The 24,318-nt window shown below is 38.0% G+C and carries 16 protein-coding genes; 1 reads left to right on the top strand and 15 read right to left on the bottom strand.

Annotated elements, in window-relative coordinates; genetic code table 11:
• The 4 genes from J3U63_RS12430 to rpsL all read right to left on the bottom strand — a co-directional run.
• Window positions 1–85 (bottom strand): GTP-binding protein (locus tag J3U63_RS12430; RefSeq protein ID WP_010312103.1); only part of this gene is annotated, 85 nt, incomplete at its 3' end.
• A gap of 68 nt (window positions 86–153) precedes the next feature.
• On the bottom strand, window positions 154–2,256 hold the full coding sequence (fusA, locus tag J3U63_RS12425; protein WP_065633264.1) for an elongation factor G: 2,103 nt from the start codon (window positions 2,254–2,256) through the stop codon (window positions 154–156).
• 108 nt (window positions 2,257–2,364) lie between these two features.
• Window positions 2,365–2,835 (bottom strand): 30S ribosomal protein S7, encoded by a 471-nt coding sequence (rpsG, locus tag J3U63_RS12420; protein ID WP_065633265.1) that lies wholly within the window; start codon window positions 2,833–2,835, stop codon window positions 2,365–2,367.
• Between the two features lie 99 nt (window positions 2,836–2,934).
• Window positions 2,935–3,309: a 30S ribosomal protein S12 gene (gene rpsL / locus J3U63_RS12415; protein WP_034883792.1), complete on the bottom strand. Its 375-nt coding sequence runs from the start codon at window positions 3,307–3,309 to the stop codon at window positions 2,935–2,937.
• A gap of 432 nt (window positions 3,310–3,741) precedes the next feature.
• Here rpsL and J3U63_RS12410 point away from each other — a divergent pair, with 432 nt between their 5' ends.
• Window positions 3,742–4,926, top strand: a complete 1,185-nt coding sequence (locus J3U63_RS12410; protein WP_267349125.1) for a XylR family transcriptional regulator — start codon at window positions 3,742–3,744, stop codon at window positions 4,924–4,926.
• 87 nt (window positions 4,927–5,013) lie between these two features.
• On the opposite strand, the gene J3U63_RS12405 is transcribed toward J3U63_RS12410, so the two are convergent.
• The 11 genes from J3U63_RS12405 to parE form a co-directional block, all read right to left on the bottom strand.
• Window positions 5,014–6,252 (bottom strand): MFS transporter, encoded by a 1,239-nt coding sequence (locus tag J3U63_RS12405; RefSeq protein WP_416381312.1) that lies wholly within the window; start codon window positions 6,250–6,252, stop codon window positions 5,014–5,016.
• Window positions 6,253–6,267: 15 nt separating this feature from the next.
• Complete coding sequence (locus J3U63_RS12400) at window positions 6,268–7,914, bottom strand: family 43 glycosylhydrolase (RefSeq protein ID WP_267367813.1); 1,647 nt, start codon at window positions 7,912–7,914, stop codon at window positions 6,268–6,270.
• 405 nt (window positions 7,915–8,319) lie between these two features.
• Window positions 8,320–9,777: a xylulokinase gene (gene xylB, locus J3U63_RS12395; protein WP_267371695.1), complete on the bottom strand. Its 1,458-nt coding sequence runs from the start codon at window positions 9,775–9,777 to the stop codon at window positions 8,320–8,322.
• A 70-nt stretch (window positions 9,778–9,847) separates the two neighbouring features.
• On the bottom strand, window positions 9,848–11,167 hold the full coding sequence (gene xylA, locus J3U63_RS12390; protein ID WP_267371693.1) for a xylose isomerase: 1,320 nt from the start codon (window positions 11,165–11,167) through the stop codon (window positions 9,848–9,850).
• A gap of 317 nt (window positions 11,168–11,484) precedes the next feature.
• On the bottom strand, window positions 11,485–12,795 hold the full coding sequence (locus J3U63_RS12385; RefSeq protein ID WP_267334526.1) for an NCS2 family permease: 1,311 nt from the start codon (window positions 12,793–12,795) through the stop codon (window positions 11,485–11,487).
• A gap of 178 nt (window positions 12,796–12,973) precedes the next feature.
• Window positions 12,974–14,773: a YbaL family putative K(+) efflux transporter gene (gene ybaL, locus J3U63_RS12380; RefSeq protein ID WP_416381310.1), complete on the bottom strand. Its 1,800-nt coding sequence runs from the start codon at window positions 14,771–14,773 to the stop codon at window positions 12,974–12,976.
• Window positions 14,774–15,299: 526 nt separating this feature from the next.
• Entirely contained in the window at window positions 15,300–16,862 is a 1,563-nt protein-coding gene (locus J3U63_RS12375; RefSeq protein WP_416381309.1) for a TerC family protein, read from the bottom strand.
• A 787-nt stretch (window positions 16,863–17,649) separates the two neighbouring features.
• Complete coding sequence (locus J3U63_RS12370; RefSeq protein WP_267334564.1) at window positions 17,650–19,095, bottom strand: TrkH family potassium uptake protein; 1,446 nt, start codon at window positions 19,093–19,095, stop codon at window positions 17,650–17,652.
• Between the two features lie 14 nt (window positions 19,096–19,109).
• The gene (gene djlA / locus J3U63_RS12365) at window positions 19,110–19,964 is read right to left on the bottom strand and encodes a co-chaperone DjlA (protein ID WP_267334530.1); all 855 of its coding nucleotides are present in this window, start codon (window positions 19,962–19,964) and stop codon (window positions 19,110–19,112) included.
• Between the two features lies 1 nt (window position 19,965).
• Window positions 19,966–22,194, bottom strand: coding sequence for a DNA topoisomerase IV subunit A (gene parC / locus J3U63_RS12360; protein ID WP_267367821.1), 2,229 nt, complete (start codon window positions 22,192–22,194; stop codon window positions 19,966–19,968).
• A gap of 27 nt (window positions 22,195–22,221) precedes the next feature.
• Complete coding sequence (gene parE / locus J3U63_RS12355) at window positions 22,222–24,111, bottom strand: DNA topoisomerase IV subunit B (RefSeq protein WP_267367823.1); 1,890 nt, start codon at window positions 24,109–24,111, stop codon at window positions 22,222–22,224.
• Window positions 24,112–24,318 lie beyond the last annotated feature (207 nt).

Genomic DNA, 24,318 nt, shown 5'->3' with positions numbered 1-24,318 from the left:
TTAAAGTTGTTTTACCATGGTCAACGTGGCCGATTGTACCAACGTTAACGTGGGGTTTTGTACGTTCAAATTTTTCTTTAGACATCTTAATGTTCCTTTATTTAACCACTTCCCTAATTCAATAGGGAAGTGTTACTTTATTTATATAAATAATTATTTCGCTTTACGAGCTTCAATAATTGCGGTTGCAATATTTGTTGGTGCTTCATTGTACTTCAAGAACTCCATTGAGTAAGAAGCACGACCTTGTGTTTGTGAACGAAGGTCTGTTGCATAACCAAACATTTCTGAAAGTGGAACTTGTGCTTTAACTGTTTTACCAGTTGCAGTATCTTCCATACCTTCGATCATACCACGACGACGGTTTAAGTCACCGATAACGTCACCCATATAATCTTCAGGGGTTTCAACTTCTACTTTCATAATCGGTTCTAAAAGCACAGGTTTAGCTTTCATGAAGCCTTCTTTAAATGCCATTGAACCGGCAATTTTAAATGCCATTTCTGATGAGTCGACATCATGGTAAGAACCATCAAAGATAGTGACTTCAACATCAACAATTGGGTAACCAGCAAGAACACCGTTTTTCATTTGTTCTTGACAGCCTTTATCAACTGCTGGGATGTATTCTTTAGGAACCACACCACCAACAATTTCGTTGTTGAATTTGTAGCCTTCGCCACCCGCTTCCAATGGTTTGATTTTTAACCATACATGACCATATTGACCACGACCACCAGACTGACGAACAAATTTACCTTCTTGTTCAACTTCATTGCGAATTGTTTCACGGTAAGCAACTTGTGGTTTACCAACATTTGCTTCCACTTTAAATTCACGTTTCATACGGTCAACGATGATTTCTAAGTGTAGTTCACCCATACCAGAAATAATGGTTTGACCTGATTCTTCATCAGTGTGTACACGGAATGAAGGATCTTCTTGTGCTAGTCGACCTAAAGCAAGACCCATTTTTTCTTGGTCAGCTTTAGTTTTTGGTTCTACTGCAACAGAAATAACGGGTTCAGGGAACTCCATTCTTTCAAGAATGATAGGTGCGCTTTCAGCACATAGTGTATCACCTGTTGTTACATCTTTAAGACCGATTGCCGCAGCGATGTCACCAGCGCGAACTTCTTTGATTTCTTCACGTTTGTTAGCGTGCATCTGAACGATACGACCAAAGCGTTCTTTTTTATCTTTAACAGAGTTAAGAACAGTATCACCAGAGTTAACCACACCAGAGTAAACACGGAAGAATGTTAAGTTACCAACAAATGGGTCAGTTGCAATTTTAAATGCTAATGATGAGAATGGTTCATCATCACTTGAATGACGTTCTGCTGGTTCACCATCTGGTAATTCACCTTTAATCGCTGGAACATCAGTCGGTGCTGGTAAATATTCAACAACTGCATCAAGCATGAATTGAACACCTTTATTTTTAAAGGCACTACCACAAGTTACTAAGATGATTTCATTAGCAAGTACGCGTTCACGTAATGCTTTTTTCACTTCTTCTTCAGTTAACTCTTCACCACCAAGGTATTTTTCCATTAACTCTTCGTTTGCTTCAGCTGCAGCTTCCATTAAGTTAGCACGCCATTCTTCGACTTGCTCAACCATGTCAGCAGGCACATCTTCATAAGTAAATGTTACGCCTTGATCAGCATCGTTCCAGTTAATTGCTTTACGTTTAAGTAAATCAACTACACCAGTAAATCCTTCTTCAGCACCGATTGGTAATACTAATGGAACAGGTACTGCTGCTAAACGTGTTTTGATTTGTTCTACAACACGTAAAAAGTTAGCACCCATACGGTCCATTTTGTTTACAAATGCGATACGTGGAACTTTATATTTGTTTGCTTGGCGCCATACTGTTTCTGATTGAGGTTGAACACCACCAACCGCACAGTAAACCATAACTGCACCATCAAGTACACGCATAGAACGTTCAACTTCGATTGTGAAGTCAACGTGTCCCGGGGTGTCGATGATATTGATACGGTGTGGTTCAAATTGTTGTCCCATACCAGACCAGAATGCAGTGGTCGCCGCTGACGTGATAGTAATACCACGTTCTTGTTCTTGTTCCATCCAGTCCATGGTAGCTGCGCCATCATGAACTTCACCAATTTTATGACTTACACCAGTGTAAAACAAAATACGTTCAGTTGTTGTCGTTTTACCTGCGTCAATGTGTGCACTGATACCGATATTGCGGTAGCGTGCTATAGGGGTTGTACGAGCCATATTAATCCTCTATTTAGAATCGTTTGCTTAATAAAATATCATTTAGGTGGACTGACAGTAGATATGTGCTGTCAGTCTATTTTCAAGCCACTTAATATAAATGGTTGATTACCAACGATAGTGTGCAAACGCTCTATTAGCCTCAGCCATACGATGAACATCTTCACGTTTTTTCACAGCGGTACCTTTGTTTTCAAAAGCATCCATAAGTTCATTCGCTAGGCGTAAAGCCATTGATTTATCGCCACGTTTACGTGCAGCATCTACAATCCAACGCATTGCAAGTGCATTTCGACGAACAGGACGCACTTCAACAGGAACTTGGTATGTAGAACCACCAACGCGACGAGACTTAACTTCTACAGTTGGTCTTACGTTATCTAGTGCAACTTCGAAAGCTGCTAAGTGGTCTTTTCCACTACGCTCAGCTAATTTATCAAGAGCTGAATATACGATTGATTCTGCGATAGATTTTTTACCATCTACCATTAAAATATTGACAAATTTTGCCAGTAAATCTGAACCGAATTTCGGATCAGGTAAAATTTTTCTTTGACCGACAACATGACGACGTGGCATTGGAATACTCCGTTTATATGTTATAAATTTTCAGGTTTACCCAAAACTCAAATGAGTTAAATGGAATTTTATAGTTTGGCCTTACTTAACGGAGTACCATTAAGCTTTAGGTCGTTTTACACCGTATTTAGAACGGCTTTGTTTGCGATCTTTAACACCTGCGCAGTCTAATGCACCACGAACAGTATGATAACGAACACCAGGTAAATCTTTAACACGACCACCGCGGATTAAAATCACGCTATGTTCTTGTAAGTTATGACCTTCACCACCGATGTAAGAAGTCACTTCAAAACCGTTGGTTAAACGTACACGGCATACTTTACGTAATGCTGAGTTAGGTTTTTTCGGTGTAGTTGTGTAAACACGTGTACAAACACCGCGTTTTTGCGGGCATGCTTCAAGGGCAGGAACGTTACTTTTCGCTTCCTTTAGGGCTCTTGGTTTGCGTACCAGCTGATTAATTGTTGCCATTAATAAGCTCCTGATTAATTAAAATAAATTTAAAATTGCATTTTAGATACGTAATTAATAACTGTAGACCAAAACCTATGTATATAAGTTTTGGGTCGCAAGATTCTAGACCCCAACAGGCATAATGTCAAGTATTACCACAAGTTGTTTGTCGGGTTTAACACATATTTAATATCAATATTAGCTAGGTATAGTTGAGTATCATCGGTAGGCGGATTATTTTTATCTTAGTAAGATTTTTAGCCACTAAAATAGTCTTTATTATACAGTTAGTTGTAATTGATAGTTTGAGTTTAGGTACACTTGTATTTTATGTGTAATTATTAACATAGTTTTATCGATAAAGATTAAAATTATATTAATCAAATTTTTGCATTAAAAAATGGTAATATTATACTGGATCTTGAATTTACCCTGTATCAAATAACATCGATGAAAAGCGAATCTTACAAAGTTGTTTTACTCTTTAATGCAAACAATATTTATGACCGCCAAATATTAAAGGGCATAGGCGATTATTTGAAATTGCATAATATTCATTGGAATATTTATATTTCAGAAACCCTGCGTTATGATGCAAAAGCCGCTTTTCATTTTGATTGTGATGGGATTATTGCCAATTTTGATGATCCGGATATTGAAGATTTGCTGGCTAAAGAAACCATTCCTATTATTGGTGTTGGCAGCTCTTACCATGATCACGTAAGCTATCCAAACGTACCTTATGTGGCAGCTGATAATTATGCCATTATCGAAAGTGCGTTTAATCATCTATGCGAAAAAGGCATCCATCAATTTGCTTTTTATAGTATACCAACAACGCGATATTGCCGCTGGGCAGCAGTAAGAGAAAAAATATTTGAGCAGATCTTAGCGCAAAAAGGCTACCAAGGGGTTATATATCAAGGTATGACCACCTCGCTGGATAATTGGCAAGAAAGCCTAGATAAACTGTCTAAATGGTTACTCACTTTACCGATTAATACAGGCATTATTGCAGTCAATGACGCCAGGGCGCATCATATTTTGCAAGCTTGTGATAGGGTGGGAATAAAAATACCTGAACAGTTATGTTTGATTGGGATTGATAATGAAGAAGTGATCAATAATTTGTCGATGGTGTCGTTATCGACTGTCAAGCAAGGGACTGAAGAGATGGGATTTAATGCGGCAAGTTTATTAAATAAACAGTTCGCAAAAGGCAAAATTTCAACAGAACCACTCCTTATAGCACCTAAAAAAATTATTGCTCGGCGCTCAACTGATTACCGATCAATACAAGATCCATATGTAATTCAAGCTATGCACTATATCCGCGATTATGCTTGTAAAGGAATTAAAGTTGAGCAAGTTATTTCTGAAATGCAAATATCTCGATCAAACTTAGAACTTCGTTTTAAAGCGTCATTAGGTAAAACAATTCATTGTGTCATTCATGAAGAAAAGTTTAATCGAGCCAAATACCTATTAATTGAATCTTCACTGTCGATTCAAATGATTTCTGAGCAGTGTGGTTACCCCTCTGTACAATACTTTTATTTTTTATTCAAAAAGCTTTATGGAATGACACCTAAAGATTATAGAAATAAGTATGCTGTCAATAAAACTTCATCATGATATCGCGTTAATAAAAATTAGGTTGTATCACTTTATCACCAGAAAAAAATTGCTTGTTACTGACAAAATTTTTCTGGTGTGAATAGACTATTTTTTAACTGAACCAATCGATAATATAGCTATACCCCCCATTGTTGCAAATATCAATGAAACGATAAAAATTGCAGAAAAGCCAAATACTGAAATAACAAAAGCAGCAATAATTGGCGCTAGTGCTTGGGTAATAGTATTGCCTAGATTGTAAATACCTAAAAAGAATGCTATGCGATTTTTATCGGGAATCACTTTTAAATTTAATAAATTGTCGAGTGAATTCCAGATCCCCATACCAATACCAGCAGTGAAGGCATAAATAAGGACACCATTTAGGTTTGGATAAATAAATAAGCTTATTGCACCAATACCTAAAAAGATGGTGGATAGTCCAACAGGTAGTTTTAGAATTTTTAATTTATCGGAGATTGGTCCTGCAATGAACCCCATTAAAATGCCTAATATAAGCATAATCAAATTAATTAGCTGAATTGAATTTTGGGTTGCTTGCGCATCATGGTGGATAAAATCGGTCATGATATATAATAAGTAACCTGCAATAGTAAAATTACTGACACCTTGAAAGAGTTTACCAATTAGCGCTAAGTAGTAGTCTCGTCCAATTTCCCACTTAGGGAAAATTGTTAACGCACCACTAAAACTATTTTGCTTTCTGATTGCACGATGGGTGGTTGCTTGATTTAGATTAGCTGGCTCTCGCACTATGATGACAGCAATTAATATACCAATAAATGCCAGCACACCAAAGATAACAAAGCCAAACCGGAAATTACCTAAAAACATTGCAGCAATAATGGTAAAGCCATTATTACCAAGTGCCATTCCCAGCCCACCATAGGCACTCGATGCGGTGCCTTTTCTATCGTCAGCGGCAAAATCTATCCAAGCCACCATGGGCGCAACAATAAAATTCAATGCGATTTGACCAAATAACCAACAGCCCAGTAAAAAAGGTATGCTATCAGCCGTTGACGCTAATATCATAGCAAGCATGAAAGCGATGCCACCACAAATTATCCAAGGTGAGCGATTACCAAATTTTGAGCGTGTTCGATCTGATAAATAGCCTGCAAGCATATTGGATATTGCCGCAATCACCATACCGCAGGCAGAAAATAGGGCTAATAGATGGATCTTGTTGGCTTCATCAATTTGTTGAATTAATGCCGGTAAAAAGAGACTTGATGCAGCAATATATGGACCTAACCACGATGCAGGACCAATGATTAGCCCAGGGATAAGTCGAGTTAATGGAATCGTTATTTTCATAATATATCGCCTTAAATCTCAATCATTATTTATTACATAGTAATAGTCAAAGTCAGCATAAGATTGATGCTGATAGCTATCGACAGAGGCAATAAAATTAAATAAGCCAGTAAATCCACCTATTTCACCCGGCTCGCCATTAACGCCTTCATCAGATAAGTAAAGGACATCCAAATTACTCATGAAAGATAGCCAAGCGTTATCGCGTTTGTAAAATAGTTCAATAATACCTTGTTGATAGACTATTTTGAGTTCAACAACACCATGAGGTATAGCAACACGGTGATTGGTGAACTCGATTCGAACGCCTAACTTTGCTTGTAGAAGGCTAAGAACGGTAGTTTTTAGTTGTTCGCTATAGGTTAAGTGAAAGTAAATCCAATTATTAGCATCATAGTAAAGCCCAACGCCTGCCGTTTGTGAATAATGCTCGGGCTGGAATTCGACTTTGGTTTGAACATGATAATTAAACGATGTGGTCCTTGTTGCCATGATAGCCGGATTAACTTGAGAAAATAGCGAATTTTGCCCATATATTCTGAGATGACTTGTGCGTTCATAGCTATTGACCCAATTAGTGGTTTGATTTCTATAAGGTGTCATAAAACGTAATGAATATGATCCATCAAACTCATCAATCACATCGTGATTGAGTGGCTTACCAAGTGGTAGTTCAGAGTCGAAATCCATTTTAGCTAAATTAGAACCATCAGCCATGACTAACCAACCGTCGTCAGTCCACTGCATCTTTTGGATTGAAGTTTCGCGTCCAAGTGGATTTAGTAATGTGTTTTTTATCGGTCTGGACATCAGATGAGCAATGTACCAATCGCCATTTTGTGTCTCAACTAGTGAACCATGTCCAGCTTTTTGCATGATTGAGTTAGGATTATACATTTCAAAATGACCCGCATCAGGATCGCCCAATGAAAATAGATGATTAGGCGAAGATGTCACAATGGGTTCTAATGATGGATGAGGTTGGTAAGGGCCAAAAATAGTTTTACTACGCCCAATTTCAATGCCATGTGCATAACCGGTCCCTCCAGCTGCGATTAACAGATAATAATAATCCTGTTTTTTATAAAGTTGTGGTGCTTCGGCGCAGCCTCGTGTGGTGAAACCTTGTGTAAGGCGAACCCAAGGGCTTACTAATTTTTTATGGTCTAAATCGATTTCGGCTATTACGATATGACCCGGTGCTTGATAACCTTGACGTGTTTCCCATTCTAAAATGGTTAAATAATGTTTACCATCCTCATCATGAAACAGTGCAGGATCAAAACCTATTGAGGTGATGTAGATAGGTGCAGACCAAGGACCCTGAATATTATTGGCACACGTTACATAGGTATCGGCATTAAATTCTCGTCCGGCCATATTGATCATGTGAGAGTAAATAAGCCAATATTTTTTGGTGATGCCATCGTACGATAAATGTGGGGCCCATATTCCTGCTGGTGTATGTGTTCCTGATAAATTAATTTCTCCTTGTTTAAACACATAGTCAATAAGTTGCCAATTGGCTAAATCAGTTGATTTAAAAATTTGTATCGCTGGTAGCCAATGAAAAGTTGAGGTTACAAGGTAATAAATATCATCGACACGAATAATCGATGGGTCGGGTGACATACCGGGGATAACGGGATTATTTATTTTTAGCATGTTATTTTTCTCTTATCGTTAAATTATTGATACTAAATGAAAAATATAAGTTGCATAACAGATAAATTAAAACGTGCTTTTCAATATAATTTATCTCTGTTTATTTTGTTATTATCAAATTTGGTTTTAAATTTATGAAATTTGGTTTATGAGATATTTGTCACAATCTGAAAAATATAAAAAAATTGGCAGGTAAATTAAGATTTTTAATTCTAAAAAAGATCTGCTTAGCATAGGTGGTGTGTAACAATCGCCAATCAAGCTAGCGGTAGTTTATTGACACAATAATGTTATGTTAACGCCTTTTTATTGGGAAGAGCGATTTACTTAAGTATTGATATGATTGGTTTTCGATAGTGAAAATAAAGGGGAAGATAACGTGATTCTTTCCCCTTTGATGAATCATTAACACATGAGTGGTTTTAGTTGCTGATAAATCTGTCTAAAAACAGCGCGTTGTTGTTGATAGATTTGATAATTATCACGGTTAGGTTGATGCAGTTGAATTACTTTTGGTGAAGGTAATAATTCGTTTATAGGGGTATCTGGATGGCAAGCAATTTGGGCTAGTTTAGCTGCCCCTAATGCTGGGCCGACTTCACCGCCTTCACAATATTCAATAGGATAACCAGAAATATCACAGATTAATTGTCGCCAGTAGGCACTTTTTGCCCCGCCACCAATTACCATTATTTTATCGGGCGAAATGCCGGTTTTCGCAACGACATCGATACCGTCAGCCAGTGCGTAACTGACACCTAACAATATGGCTTTAGCTAAGTCTACTTTGTTGTGCTGATTAGTTAAGCCAAAAAATACGCCTTTCGCTTCAGGATTATTATGTGGCGTTCTTTCGCCAGATAAATAAGGTAAAAATTGGACGGGAGGTTTAGCATCAGTTTGATCGGTTTGAATTAATGAAATTAGCGTAGGTACATCTTTGATTGATAATAATTGGCAGCCCCAATCAAGGCAAGATGCACAGCTTAACATTACGGACATAAGATGCCAACGATCTGGTAATGCATGACAAAAACTGTGAATGGCCTGTTCTGGTTGACTAACAAAATGATCTGTGACAGCAAAGTAGACGCCCGAGGTGCCAAGTGATAACATCGCTTGCCCTGATTGATAGAGCCCAACACCAATTGCGCCAGCTGCATTATCACCGCCACCAGCAACCACCGGAATGGTATTTATTCCCCAGCTTTTTGCAACTTTATCGTTGACATAACCGGTGATTTGATTACCTTCAAATAGCGTCGGCATATGATGCCTGCTTAGCCCGCAAGCGGCTAATAGGTCATCATTCCAATCACGTTTTTCAACATCTAACCACATGGTACCGGCTGAATCTGACATGTCTGATGCCAATTGTCCGGTAATGTTAAGACGTAAATAATCTTTAGGCAGGAGTACTTTATCGATTTTGGCAAAAATGTCTGGCTCATGATTTTTAACCCATTTGATTTTAGGCGCAGTAAAGCCAGCCATCATTAAATTACCGGTAATTTTTCTTGAATTGGGGACTTGCTGTTCTAATTGATGACACTCGGCATCGCAGCGGCCATCATTCCATAAGATGGCTGGTCTTAAAATTTGCAATTGTTTATCTAATAATACTGCGCCATGCATTTGCCCACTTAAACCAATCGCTTTAACGTGTTGTAAATCATGCAGTGAACCAAGCTCATGCATTGCTATATTAGTCGCTTGCCACCATTGATTTGGATCTTGTTCTGACCAAAGCGGAAAAGGGCGAGACACGCTAAGAGGTTGTGTTGTCGATGCGATAATGTTTTGCTGTTCATCCATGAGAATGACTTTTATACCAGAAGTGCCTAAATCAATACCAATATACATATATTTCTCCACTACAATGTTTATTAAGGCTACGGGTTTGTAGCCCTAATAAACTTATGTTGCCTAACGATTAGCCAAAAATGAACTTATTGACTAAGTTTTCAAGTTTTTCTTGCTCTCCACTACGTGTTTTTGGTTGTAATTTATGTTTTAGACTATACTCTGCAATTTGTTGTAATGACATTTTTCCCTGTAATATATCGTTACCAAGTTGTTTATCCCAACCAGCATAACGATTGGTAACACATTGGCTTAATGTTTGGCTTTCGAGCATTTTTGCCGCATTTTTTAATGATAACGCCATAGTATCAATGGCGCCAATATGACCATAAAAGACATCGTATTTATCAACGCTTTGACGGCGAATTTTGGCATCAAAATTTAGACCGCCTGTTTTAAAACCACCACTTTTTAGGATTTCATACATGACAAGAGTATTTTCTTCGACACTATTTGGAAACTGATCGGTATCCCAACCTAATTGTGGATCGCCTCGATTGGCATCAAGCGAACCAAAAATATCAAGAGAGATAGCTGAGGCAACTTCATGTTGAAAAGAGTGACCAGCAAGAGTGGCATGATTAGCTTCGATGTTAACTTTTATCTCGTTTTCTAGTCCAAATTGTTTTAAGAAGCCATAAATAGTGGCAACATCATAATCATACTGATGTTTGGTGGGTTCTTGAGGTTTAGGTTCGATTAGTAACGCACCTTTGAAGCCAATTTTATGTTTGTTTTCAACAACCAATTGCATAAATTTACCCAGTTGTTGTCTTTCTTTACGCAGATCAGTATTTAAAAGTGTTTCATAGCCTTCACGACCTCCCCATAGCACATAATTTTGTCCACCAAGTTTATGTGTGGCATTCATCGCATAGACAACTTGTGTTGCAGCACAAGCAAAAACTTCTGGATCAGGATTAGTTGCTGCACCCGCTGCATATTTCGGATTAGTGAAACAATTTGCTGTACCCCAAAGTAGGTTAATGCCCGTTTGTTGTTGTTTTTCTAGCAAAATGTCAGTCATCGTGGATAAATTATTGATGTATTCTTGAATTGAACTCCCCTCAGGTGAAACATCCACGTCATGAAAAGCATAAAAAGGAACATTCATTTTGTAGAAAAACTCAAAAGCAATCTCGGCTTTTGCTTTAGCATTGATTAAAGGATCACTACTTTTTTGCCAAGGATAATCAAACGAACCAGAACCAAACATATCGGTACCTGCCCAACAAAATGTATGCCAATAGCAGATTGAAAAACGTAAATGTTCAGCCATTGTTTTACCTAAAATTATCTGGTTTGGATCATAATGTCGAAATGCAAAAGGATTATCTGATTGTGTTCCTTCATAGTTGATTCTATCTATTTTGTCGTAATATTGATTCATACTATTCCTCTAAATGATGCCTAATAAGTTAATGAGAAAGTTATCTTTGCTTGTTTTAATTTAGTGTTAAGCACAGTTGTGTTAATACGTTGTAATCAATATGCATTAAATTTGAAACTAACGACAATTATTAAATTTTGTAATTATTTTATGTTTTTTTATTTTTGTGATGCAGATCAAACTCTATAAGCACGTCTAGTGACATGTTTGGTAATGAATGATTTTTTTGACTGAATAATGCGGATTTTTGAAGATTAGCTGGTTGGTAAGTAACTAAGCTATTACTACGGTGTTAATCGTAGCAATAGCTGTTTAAATTAGTGATGATCAATAAAGATAAATTTTAATGCGAACAATAATGCAAAAATAATTACACAAAGATTGAGTTCTTTAAATTTACCTGTACAGGTTTTTAATACCACATAGGAGATAAAACCAAGCGCAACACCTTCAGTAATTGCAAAGGCAAAAGGCATCATCAAAGCGGTAATAAATGCAGGCGTTGCATCGGTTAAATCAGACCAGTTAACTTTGACTAAACTTGAAACCATTAAAATACCGACAAATATGAGTGCGCCAGATGTGGCATAACTTGGTACTAAATGTGCAAGCGGTGATAAAAATGTCATCAGTAAGAATAAGATTCCAACCACAACAGCTGTTAAGCCAGTCCGTCCACCAACTGAAATACCCGCAGAACTTTCAATATAAGTTAATACAGATGATGTACCAAATAATCCGCCTAGTGATGAGCTAAAGCTATCGATTAATAGTGCTTGACGCATTTTAGGAAAGCGTCCTTTTTCGTCCGAAATGCCTGCTTTGTCGGTTAAGGCTAAAATTGTGCCTGATGAATCAAATAAGCTAACAATCATCACTGAAAAAATCACACCCATAATACCAATGTTGAATGAGCCAGCAAGATCGACATGACCAACAACTGGTGCGACACTCGGTGGCACTGCCGCGACACCTTGATACGTAATATTAGGATCAAGCCATAACGCCAGTAGGGTGACTACAAATATTGAAATTAAAACCGCTGCATGGAAATTGCGCGCTGCTAAAATAATAATAATAAAAAAACCAAGAGAGCCTAGTAATACTTTGAGTGATAAGATATTGCCCATGGTTAAGAGTGTTGCCGGTGAACTCACGACTATGCCCATATTTTGGAAGCCCATAAAGGCAATAAATAGTCCAATACCTGCGCTAATTCCTACTCGTAAACATTGTGGAATATGCTCAATTAACCAATGACGTACTTTAAACAGTGATAAAGCAAAAAAGACTAAAGAACCCCAAAATATCGCGCCCATGCCAATTTGCCAGGAATAGCCCATTGCGCCGCAAATCCCATAAGCAAAAAAAACGTTAAGTCCCATCGCGGGGGCTAATGCGATTGGTAAATTGGCAAATAAACCCATTAAAATAGTGGCAACAGCTGTCACCACACAGGTGAGAACAAATACCGCAGAAGTATCCATGCCGGTTGCAGATAAGATAGACGGGTTAACAAAGATGATATAAACCATAGTAAGAAAGGTGGTACAACCAGCAATGATTTCGGTGCCAATGGTGGTTTTTTTCTCTCTCAATTGAAATACTTTTTCGAATATTGAATTCATAAGTTAAGGCCTAATTTTGATTGATAATAGTCAATGTGCATTTAGTGTGTCTTTGCTGTGTTTATCTAAAATTTTTGTAAGCCAAAAATAGAAAAGATGCGAAGTATTCGCTCCACATCTTACAATAAACAGAGTTTTTACTGCGTTATTATTGCCAGTTATTTATTTAGGTCAAGTGTTATTCTATCGGACTACCATTTCCTGCGGCAAGATTAGCATTTACCGGAATATCTATTTTAACTTTTAAATTATTGTTAGTATTTGAAGTTTCCATATCAATCGACATGGTTTGACTAACTTGATATTGATTATTTGTTTCATGTTCTTTATCAATATTAAGAAACTGTAAAAGGTGATTTGCAATCTCTTCTTCACCGGTAACAACTTTGGTTGCACCATGTTCTTCAATATATTCGATTTCATCTTCGTAAAATGCTCGCACATAAATTTCTAAATCAGGATTCACCGTTTTTGCCTGTTGTGATATTTCTGCTGATTTATAGCCATTTGGCGAGGTAATAATTAACCATTTGGCTGATTTGATATGAGCAAAATTGAGGATCCCCGGCTTTATTGCATTACCAAATACCGCAATTAATCCATCATGGCGAATTTTTTCAACTAAAGTTAATGACGGCTCGATCACAATAAACGGCACGTGATGGGCAATTAATTTTTCGGCAATCATACTACCTAATCTATCATAGCCAATTAAAATAGCATGGTTTTTAACCTCGGGTATTTGTTGGTTAATTTCAATAATGGGATCAATCATTCTATCAACAATGTTTTCAGTGCGTGATAAGTAGTATTCGAGCAAATTAAATATGAAGGGATTTAGCACAATAGATATGATAGAACCAGCTAAAATTAGGCTATGCGCTTCATCAGGAAAGATCTGTAAAGTGATACCTAATGCCGCAAGAATATAAGCAAACTCACCAATTTGCGCCAGACTTGCTGAAATAGTTAAAGCGGTGCGTTTAGAATAACCAAATAATCTGACTATCAAATATGCAGCAAGTGATTTGCCTAAAATGATTATTACAATAACCGACAATACGGCAATAGGATGAATCAGTAATATTTGTGGTTTGAATAACATTCCAACTGAAACAAAAAATAGTACGGCAAAGGCATCTTTTAATGGCAAGATATTTTTAGCGGCCCGATGGCTGAGATCTGATTCAGTTAATACTATTCCGGCAAAAAAAGCGCCCAATGCAAATGAAGCGCCAAACAGTTGTACTGCTGCTAAAGCAATACCTAAAGCAATAGCAAGTACGGTTAGTGTGAACAGCTCTTCAGAACCTGTTGCGGCACTTTTGGCTAATAGCCAAGGAATTGTTCGTCGACCAATTACAATCATGATAGCGATAAAAAGAATTACAAGACCTATAGTTTTGGCGACTTCTTTGACAATATCGATTGTATTATAGTTATCGCTATCACTAAACATGGTAGCAATCGCCGGTAGCAATACTAACGTTAACACCATGACCAAATCTTCCACAATTAGCCATCCCACTGCAATTTTACCGCGACGACTCTCTATCAGATTTCGATCTTCTAGGGCTCTGAGTAATACAACTGTACTTGCAGTAGATAAGCACAGCCCAAACACTAATCCCGTTAAAATCGGCCATCCAATCAAGCTAGACATGCCCATTCCAAGTAATGTGGCAACGGTAATTTGAACAATTGCACCGGGAATAGCAATGTTTTTTACTTGCATAAGATCTTTTAATGAAAAGTGTAACCCTACACCAAACATTAATAAAATAATGCCAATTTCTGCTAGTTCTTGCACAATTGATGTATCTGCAACAAATCCAGGTGTTGTGGGGCCAACAATAATACCGGCAATAAGATAACCGACTAGCGGGGAAATACGTAAACGATTAGCGAGTAATCCAAGTAGGGTGGCAAGTACAATGCCGCCGATGATGGCAATGAGTAAAGGCCCGGTGTCATGCATGTATACCTCCTAGCTTTGTAAAGGGTGAGTTTGAAAGTATGGAGTGTGTTAATGTTAACATAACATGATGATTTTTTGAATTAATAGATACAGTTATTCACCAATCACTGTAACAGGTAAATAGTTTGGTTTAAGCTTTATTTACTGTTCTTTGATAGGAATACTTGCTCTCAAATAAAATCGGCAATTTAACTATTTTATGCTTTAAGTCGGACAGTTAAACGATGTAGCTTTGATTGGATAAACAAACGGCGCTTTTTAATCAAGAGTTAACTTAGTTTAAGCCCACTTAGGTGGTATGCTAACTGTGTTATTTTGGTTTATTCAGTGTCATTTTGACTTTAAGAATACGATGACTGTCTACTTTGGTCGTTTCAATCGCTTTAAAAAAGGGGGGATTGGGTCTTGCTTGGGTAGGGGACCAAACCATTTGTGGTTGGTTCGATAGGTAACAAGTGCACTTTCATGAGGAGTTAACTTAGTTTTAGCCCACTTAGGTGGGCTAACTCATTTTATGCTAATTGTGTTATGACGGTTTGTTCAGTGTAATTTTGACTTTAAGAATACGGTGACTTTCTACTTCGGCAATTTCAAATTGATAATCGCCAATTTGGATGGTATCGCCAACATTAAGCAAATGCTGCGCTTTTTCCATCAAAAGTCCCGCTAATGTATGATATTCTCTTTTATCATCAATAGGGATTGGGACAAACCTGATCAATTCTTCAACAGGAATATAACCATTGGCTATCCAACTATTATCCTCTAAGCATTGAATATCATGTTTGGCGTCGATTTCCTCTTCTTCGGTTGGAAAGTCCCCCGCGATGGTTTCAATGATATCTGTGACAGTCACAACACCTTGCATTGAACCAAATTCATCAACTACAAAGGCAAAATGGGTTTTAGCTTTTTTAAATTGCTCTAACGCAACTAATAACGAGACTGTTTCTGGAAAAATCAGGGGTTGTTTTATTAGTGCATTAATATCAATCGGCTCTTTGTTTTGTAGCACATCTTTTAAAAGATCATTAACCTGAATAATACCTAATGGTTCATCAATTGAAGCTGTATCAGTCACCACTAATCGAGAATGTGGATTATCGAAAATTTCTTTTAAAATAACTTCACGATTTTCATTAATGTTGATCATATCAACATTTAATCTCGAGGTCATAATACTGCTTACCGAACGCTGTGCAAGCCCGAGTACTCGTTCAACCATACTCAGTTCTTGATGATTAAATACTGATACTTTTTTATTGGCATCAGATACAACATCAACGGTATGCGTGTCTGGATCTTCTTCGGCATCGCCTTTAAGTAAATGTAATATGGCTTCGGCAGTGCGTTCACGTAATGGTTTTTTGTTTAACGCTTTACGGCGATTAAAGATCGCTAATTGATTGAAAAATTCAATCATAATCGAGAAGCCAATTGCGGCGTATAAGTAACCTTTAGGTATTGCAAAACCAAACCCTTCAGCAACCAAACTAAACCCAATCATCAATAGAAAACTTAAACAGAGGATAACGATTGTTGGATGTGAATTAACAAAATTGGCAAGCGGTTTACTGGCGACCATCATGATTCCAATTGCTATACATACTGCAATTATCATGACTGGAATATGTTCTACCATCCCAACAGCAGTAATCACCGAATCGAGCGAAAATACCGCATCAAGTACGACAATTTGTGCAACAACGGTCCAAAAATGAGATGTTTTTTTCGGTTTGCCATCTTCCTGTGAAGCGCCTTCAAGTCGTTCATTGAGCTCCATGGTGGCTTTAAATAGTAAAAATATCCCTCCAATTAACATAATTAATTGGCGTGCATTAAAACTTATTCCTGAGATTGAAAATAATGGCGTTGTAAGGGTGACTAACCAGCCGGCAAACATTAGTAAAATAATGCGTGTAATTAATGCAAAAGCAAGTCCCGTGACGCGTGCTTTATCTCGTTGTTGGGGAGGAAGTTTCTCGGCAAGAATGGCAATGAAAACAATGTTATCAATACCAAGGACGATTTCAAGTACAACCAGAGTAGATAAACCAATCCAGATTGTAGGATCCATGATCCATTCCATATGTCAGGTGATTACCTCTAATAAATACAGCACATGCTGCCTAGTAATTCTGTCTGTAATTGACTAAATAATCAATAAAATATTTATAATTTTTGTCAAAATTTAGTGGTTTTGTGATTAAGAGTGGGGCGGTTTTTTACTTTAATGTAGGTGTTTCTTTGAAGTTTTGAACGAGATTGGGTGATTTTGGGGTTGGGTGAGGTTTTTGGTTCAGTGATTTTTTTATAACGATAATGGGGTCCGAGTAAAGAGGGGAGTGTTAGGGGATTTCGCAAAAAATCCCCTAACTTGGACGTGTTCACTGAAAAGAAAAATCAGTAAAACGACTAATGTCCGAAACCCAAACCAAACAAAAAAATCTAAGGAAAATCGGGGTTTTAGTATAGAACTCTAAATTTCGAAAATTCTGCATCAATAAGCTAAGACGCTTATTAAAGCTCATATCCGCGTAATTACAACGTGCCGACAACTGAGCGCGGTTAGCATGCCAAACAGGGATGTTTGGCAAGGCGCTGTTTTGTCAGGAACAAATCAGCGGCGGTGCGTAAGACCGCACGAAGGCGGAGGGAAGTCGTAGACCACTTTGTCCTTGTGCTGCGAGGGGTTGTTAGGGGATTTCGCAAAAAATCCCCTAACTTGGACGTGTTCACTAAAAAAGAAAAATCAGTAAAACGATTAACGTCCGAAACCCAAACCAAACAAAAAAATCTCTTTTAAGAAATTAAGAAATTTAAAAAACAAATTTGATGGATAAGTAGAAATGATTCCTGACAAAAATCACCAATCCTTAGCTGCGCCAGAACGTTGGCGTAAATAATACTAACAAGGTGAAGATTTCTAATCGGCCAAATAACATATCGACAACCATTACCCATTTAACTAAATCACTAACAGTTGCAAAGTTATCGCTAACACTACCTAACCCAACACCTAAGTTATTTAGGGATGAGGAGACAATGTAAAAAGAATCAGTTGCATCAACGCCTGTGCCCATAATTATAAATAGACTGATTAAAAAGACTAACGCATAGGCAGAAAAGAATCCCCAAACCGCTTCGATGATACGTTCGGGTACGACGCGGTTATTGAGTTTTAAGGTATAAATTGCGTTAGGGTGAATTAAACGCTTTAATTCACGCGATCCTTGCATAAAAAGTAACAATACACGCACTACCTTTAATCCACCACCGGTAGAACCAGCGCAGCCACCGATAAATGATGCAGAGAGTAAGAAAATAGGTAATGAAGACGGCCAAGTATTAATATCATCAACCGTAAAGCCAACGGTTGCGGCTATTGAGACTACTTGTAATATAATTTTATCAATACTTAGATGGCGTTGTGGTTGATAGACATAAATAACAAAAGCACAGATAATAATTAAAATTATAAGAATAAAAAGGAAGGTTCTAAACTCTTGATCTCGCCAATAAACACTGATAGAAAACCCATTTAGTGCCGCAAAATGTAGTGCAAAATTACAACCCGATAAAATTAGAAAAATGGTCACAATATAATTAATGGCCGGGCTATTAAAATAAGCTAGATTATTATCATGAGTTGAAAATCCGCCCATCGAAATCGTCGAGAAACTGTGTGAAATGGCATCAAATACATTCATGCCAGCAAGCCATAAGCAAACAGCACATAAGGTGGTGAGCAAAATGTAAATTGACCACAGTGTTTTTGCTGTTTCGGCAATACGTGGTCGCATTTTACTATCTTTTTGTGGGCCAGGAATTTCGGCCCGATAAAGCTGCATGCCCCCAACCCCTAATAATGGTAAAATGGCTACGGCTAATACGATGATACCCATCCCGCCGAGCCATTGTAGCAACTGACGGTAAAAAAGTAGTGCTTTAGGTAGATGGTCAAGATGCACAATAGTGGTTGCGCCCGTTGTGGTCAAGCTAGAAAACGATTCAAAAAAAGCTGTGGTTAAGTTAAGGTTGATATGGTTGTCAAAAATAAAGGGAAAAGCGCCGATAGTCCCTAATACTAACCAAAATAGTACAACAATAAAAAAACCTTCACGCGTAGTAAGTTCATGGCGATGATTTCGATTAGGAAGCCATAAAACACAACCTAAAACTAATGATGCGAAAAATGAACGGACAAAAATCGCTCCCGCACCGTCACGATAAATTAACGCGACTAATGCCGGTAAAAGCATAAATATCGATAATAAGGCTATTAACAATCCAACGATTCTGATAATTGAACGCCAATGCATCATAATGATAGTCTCTACTTAAATCCTCGGGATGCTTTAATAAGATCATAAGCGGCTTGAATTTCTTGCGCACGTTTTTTAGCCGCTTCTAACATCTCTTTCGGTAAACCTTTTGATACTAGTTTATCTGGATGATGCTCATTCATTAATTTACGATAAGCGCGTTTAATTTCTGAGATTTCAGCTGTTGGCTCAACGCCCAAAATTTTGTAAGCATTTTGCAAATCTGATTGAGTCGAGCGACCTTGGTAACCACCATAATTATTGTTCTGATTATATTGACTATGTTGGTTGTACTGATTTTGAGAATAACTATAACTATTTTGACCAAAATGATAGCTCGCCATCATCATTTTGATATACGCTGCCATTTGCTGACGAGGTATATTGAATTCATCTGCTACAATAAAAAGAATGTCTAACTCTTTATCATCCAATTGACCGTCAACCAGCGCGGCTTGAATGAGTTGTTCACAAAAAATATTTAACACATTACGTCGGTAACGATATTGTGCATAGAGTTCAGCCAAACGTGAACGTAGTGGGTAATCACTAGCTTTACCGCGATTGAATGATTCTTGAGCTAACTGGCGGCTGTTATTATCAAGTTGTAATCTATCCATAAATTGGCGAGCTAGATTGATATCATCTTGGGTCACCACACCTTTAGCTTTACTTAAATGTCCCAATACTTCAAAAACAACGGTTAAATAGAGCGTTGGATTTGCTTGGGTTCGTTGATTGGTTAATTTATTGCAAAATGCTTGATAAAGCATAGGGCCAATAAAAAGACCCAGTATAAACCCCCAACTTGTTTTTAAGACAATGCTTAACACAAAGCCTGTAATAATCGCCCAAATAAAAGACATATTATTCGTTCACCTCAATTCGATCTATTTTTTGTAGCCCGCGAGGTAAAGCACTACCTTTACGCGCGCGTTCTGCGGTAAATTTTTGTAAATCAGCAGGATAAAGCGTTAGTTTGCGTTTACCAACATGTAAGGTTATTGATGTTGTTGGTGTGATTAACATCATATACGCTAAACTATCATCACTACCGGCAAGTGAAATAATTTTATTACCTTTGCCTTTGGCTAATTCGGGTAAGTCTTTAACAGGAAAAATTAGCATGCGTCCTGCTTTTGTGATGGATAACAGTAAGCTTGCTTCATCAGTAATTTCAATAGGTGGTAATACCTGAGCCTGATTAGATAAATTAATGATAGCTTTACCATTACGATTGCGCGCAACTAAATCACTAAATTGACAAATAAAACCATAACCTGCACTTGATGCTAGTAATAATTTTTGATTTTCATTAGCTGACATAAGGACATGTTCAACTATTGCCCCAGCAGGGAGAGCCAATTTTCCGGTAAGCGGTTCGCCTTGACCTCGAGCAGATGGTAATGTATTGGGTTCAATGGCGTAGCTGCGACCAGTAGAATCAATAAAGACAACCGGTTGATTACTTTTACCTTTGGCTGCCGCTTTGAAGCTGTCTCCCGCTTTATAACTTAGCCCAACGGGATCGATATCATGACCTTTTGCCGCTCTTACCCAGCCCATTTCGGACAGCACAATAGTAACGGGTTCGGACGGTGTTAATTCTTGTTCGGTAATCGCTTTCGCTTCGCTACGTTCAACAATTGGCGAACGGCGATCGTCGCCATACTTTTCAGCATCTTGCTGTAACTCTTTTTTGATTAAATTACTGAGTTTTCTTGGTGAGTCAAGTAGAGCTTGTAGTTGATCGCGTTCTTTAGCTAGATCAGCTTGTTCGCCTTTAATGCGCATCTCTTCTAATTTTGCTAAATGACGCAGTTTTAACTCTAAAATCGCTTCTGCTTGTGTTTCACTTAAGGCAAATCGTTTAATCAATTCTTCTTTTGGATCGTCTTCATGCCGAATAATTTCAATAACTTCATCAATATTTAAAAAAGCTATTAATAAACCATCTAAGATATGAAGGCGTTTTAAAACCTTGTCTAAACGATAGTTTAAACGTCTGGTTACGGTATTACGGCGATACTCTAGCCATTCAGTAAGAATTTCAACTAAGCCTTTCACTGCTGGGCGGTTATCAAGCCCAATCATGTTCATATTAACACGATAACTTTTTTCCAGATCGGTTGTCGCAAATAGATGATTCATCACTTGTTCTAAATCTACTCGATTAGATCTTGGGACAATTACTAAACGAGTTGGATTTTCATGATCTGATTCATCACGTAAATCTTCAATTAACGGCAGTTTTTTTGCTCGCATTTGTGCGGCGATTTGTTCTAATATTTTTGCACCTGAAACTTGGTGTGGTAGATCAGTAATAACAATATCACCGTCCTCTTTTTTCCAAACGGCACGCATGCGAATTGATCCGCGTCCAGTTTGATAAATCTTTGCAATATCTTCTGGCGAAGTAATAATCTCGGCTTCAGTTGGAAAATCCGGCCCTTGAATGTGAGCCATCACTTCACTCAGTGTTGCTTTAGGATTATCGGCTAACATAATAGCGGCATTAGCCACTTCACGGATATTATGCGGTGGTATGTCAGTTGCCATCCCTACTGCAATACCGGTGGTACCATTTAATAAAATATTGGGTAATCTAGCTGGTAACATTTTCGGTTCTTGTAATGTACCATCAAAGTTAGGGGTATAATCGACCGTGCCTTGTCCTAACTCGCCTAATAGCAGTTCAGCATATTTTGATAAGCGTGATTCGGTATAACGCATAGCGGCAAAGGATTTGGGATCATCTGGCGCCCCCCAGTTACCTTGTCCGTCAACTAAAGGATAACGGTAGGAGAATGGCTGAGCCATTAATACCATCGCTTCATAACAGGCGCTATCACCATGTGGGTGATATTTACCTAAAACGTCACCAACGGTACGTGCTGATTTTTTAAATTTAGCTTGAGCATTAAGCCCTAATTCTGACATGGCATAAACAATACGGCGTTGCACTGGTTTTAAACCGTCACCAATAAACGGCAGTGCACGGTCCATAATGACATACATCGAGTAGTTTAAATAAGCGCTTTCAGTAAAGGTACGTAGCGATTGAACTTCTACTCCGTCATGAGTTATCTCACTCATTATTGTTCCTCTAAATCATTCTTTATGTTAGACATCAAGTTGGACTTGATCACCTTTTTCTTGTAACCATTCACGGCGATCTTCTGAGCGTTTTTTCGCAAGTAGCATATCCATTAATGCCATGGTTTCTTCGGAATTATCTAATGATAATTGAACTAAACGGCGAGTATTGGGATCCATCGTTGTTTCACGTAGTTGCAGTGGATTCATTTCACCTAAACCTTTAAAACGTTGGACATTCGGCTTGCCTTTTTTACGTTTTAACTGATCTAAAATTCCTTCTTTTTCTTCTTCATCCAAGGCATAGTGAACCTCTTTACCAAGATCGATACGATAGAGTGGCGGCATGGCAACAAAGACATGCCCATGTTCGACCATGGCTTTAAAATGGCGAACAAAAAGCGCACATAGCAGCGTAGCTATATGTAATCCATCGGAATCGGCGTCAGCTAAAATACAGATTTTACCATATCGTAATTGACTTAAATCATCACTGTCAGGATCAATACCAATAGCGACCGAGATATCATGGATTTCTTGAGAGCCAAGCACTTCATCTGATGAGACTTCCCAAGTATTTAATATTTTACCTTTTAACGGCATTATCGCTTGATACTCACGATCGCGAGCCTGTTTTGCTGAACCGCCCGCAGAATCCCCTTCCACTAAAAAGAGTTCGGTTCGGCTTAAGTCTTGTGACGAGCAGTCCGCTAATTTGCCTGGAAGGGCTGGACCACTGGTCAGCTTTTTACGGATAACTTTTTTTGATGCTCGTAGGCGTTTTTGCGCACTTGAAATCACCATTTCAGCCAGTAATTCAGCGACTTGTACATGCTGATTTAACCAAAGGCTAAAGGCATCTTTAACAATCGCTGAAACAAACGCCGCACTTTGTCGTGATGACAACCGCTCTTTGGTTTGACCGGCAAACTGGGGCTCTTGCATTTTGACCGACAGTACATAAGCGCAGCGTTCCCAAATATCATCGGCTGTGAGTTTTATTCCTCGCGGTAATAAATTGCGGAATTCACAAAATTCACGCATCGCATCGAGCAGACCTTGGCGTAAACCATTTACATGGGTACCGCCTTGTACCGTTGGAATTAAGTTAACGTAACTTTCTGTTAACAGTTCACCGCCTTCAGGCATCCAAAGTAGTGCCCATTCAACTGCTTCGGTTTCACCATTATGGCTACCAGTAAAGGGTTCTTCTGGTAAAAGCGTGTAACCACTCACTGATTCCATTAGGTAATCTTTTAAACCGTCTTGATAGCACCAGCGTTGTTCGGTATTGTTGATCTTATCTTTAAAAATGATTTCAAGACCGGGGCAAAGTACAGCTTTGGCCTTCAATAGGTGCGTTAAACGTGGGACTGAAAATCTTGGTGAGTCGAAATATTTTTCGTCAGGCCAAAAATGAACTTTGGTTCCCGTATTACGACGACCACATGTACCAATAACATGTAAATCTTCAACTTTATTGCCATTTTCAAACGCGATTTGATACACTTGCCCATCACGGTTAACGGTAACTTCTACACGCTTTGATAAAGCATTAACTACCGAAATACCTACTCCATGTAAACCACCAGAAAATTGGTAATTTTTATTAGAGAATTTTCCCCCTGCATGTAAGCGGCACAGTAATAGTTCAATCGCCGGAACGCCTTCTTCTGGGTGAATATCAACCGGCATTCCTCGTCCATCATCAATCACTTCTAATGAGTTATCTTCATAAAGTGTGACTTTAACTTGTTTGGCATGCCCCGCTATTGCTTCATCAACACTGTTATCAATGACCTCTTGCCCTAAATGGTTTGGGCGAGTAGTATCCGTGTACATCCCTGGTCGGTGACGGACAGGATCAAGTCCTTTTAGGACTTCTATATCAACGGCATTATATGTGGATTGTGACATAATTTTTCTATTTATCCGGATAAATGGGAGTATTATACCAATCTTTCATTAAGATGTATGAAATTAAATTTATGCTTACTTGAAAATAGGTTTTTTAAAGCTGCGTTATTTGATAATAATTCTTATTATATTAATTTATTTGAAGTTAATTAGTTATTTTTCTATTTCTCAGTTTTTTTATTGTACTTTTAGTATTATGATAGATAA

It is taken from the genome of Gilliamella sp. B2838, from assembly GCF_026536185.1.
Lineage (GTDB): Bacteria > Pseudomonadota > Gammaproteobacteria > Enterobacterales > Orbaceae > Gilliamella.
Note: the sequence above shows the minus strand (reverse complement) of the source record. Positions and strands in the feature narration are given on the sequence as shown.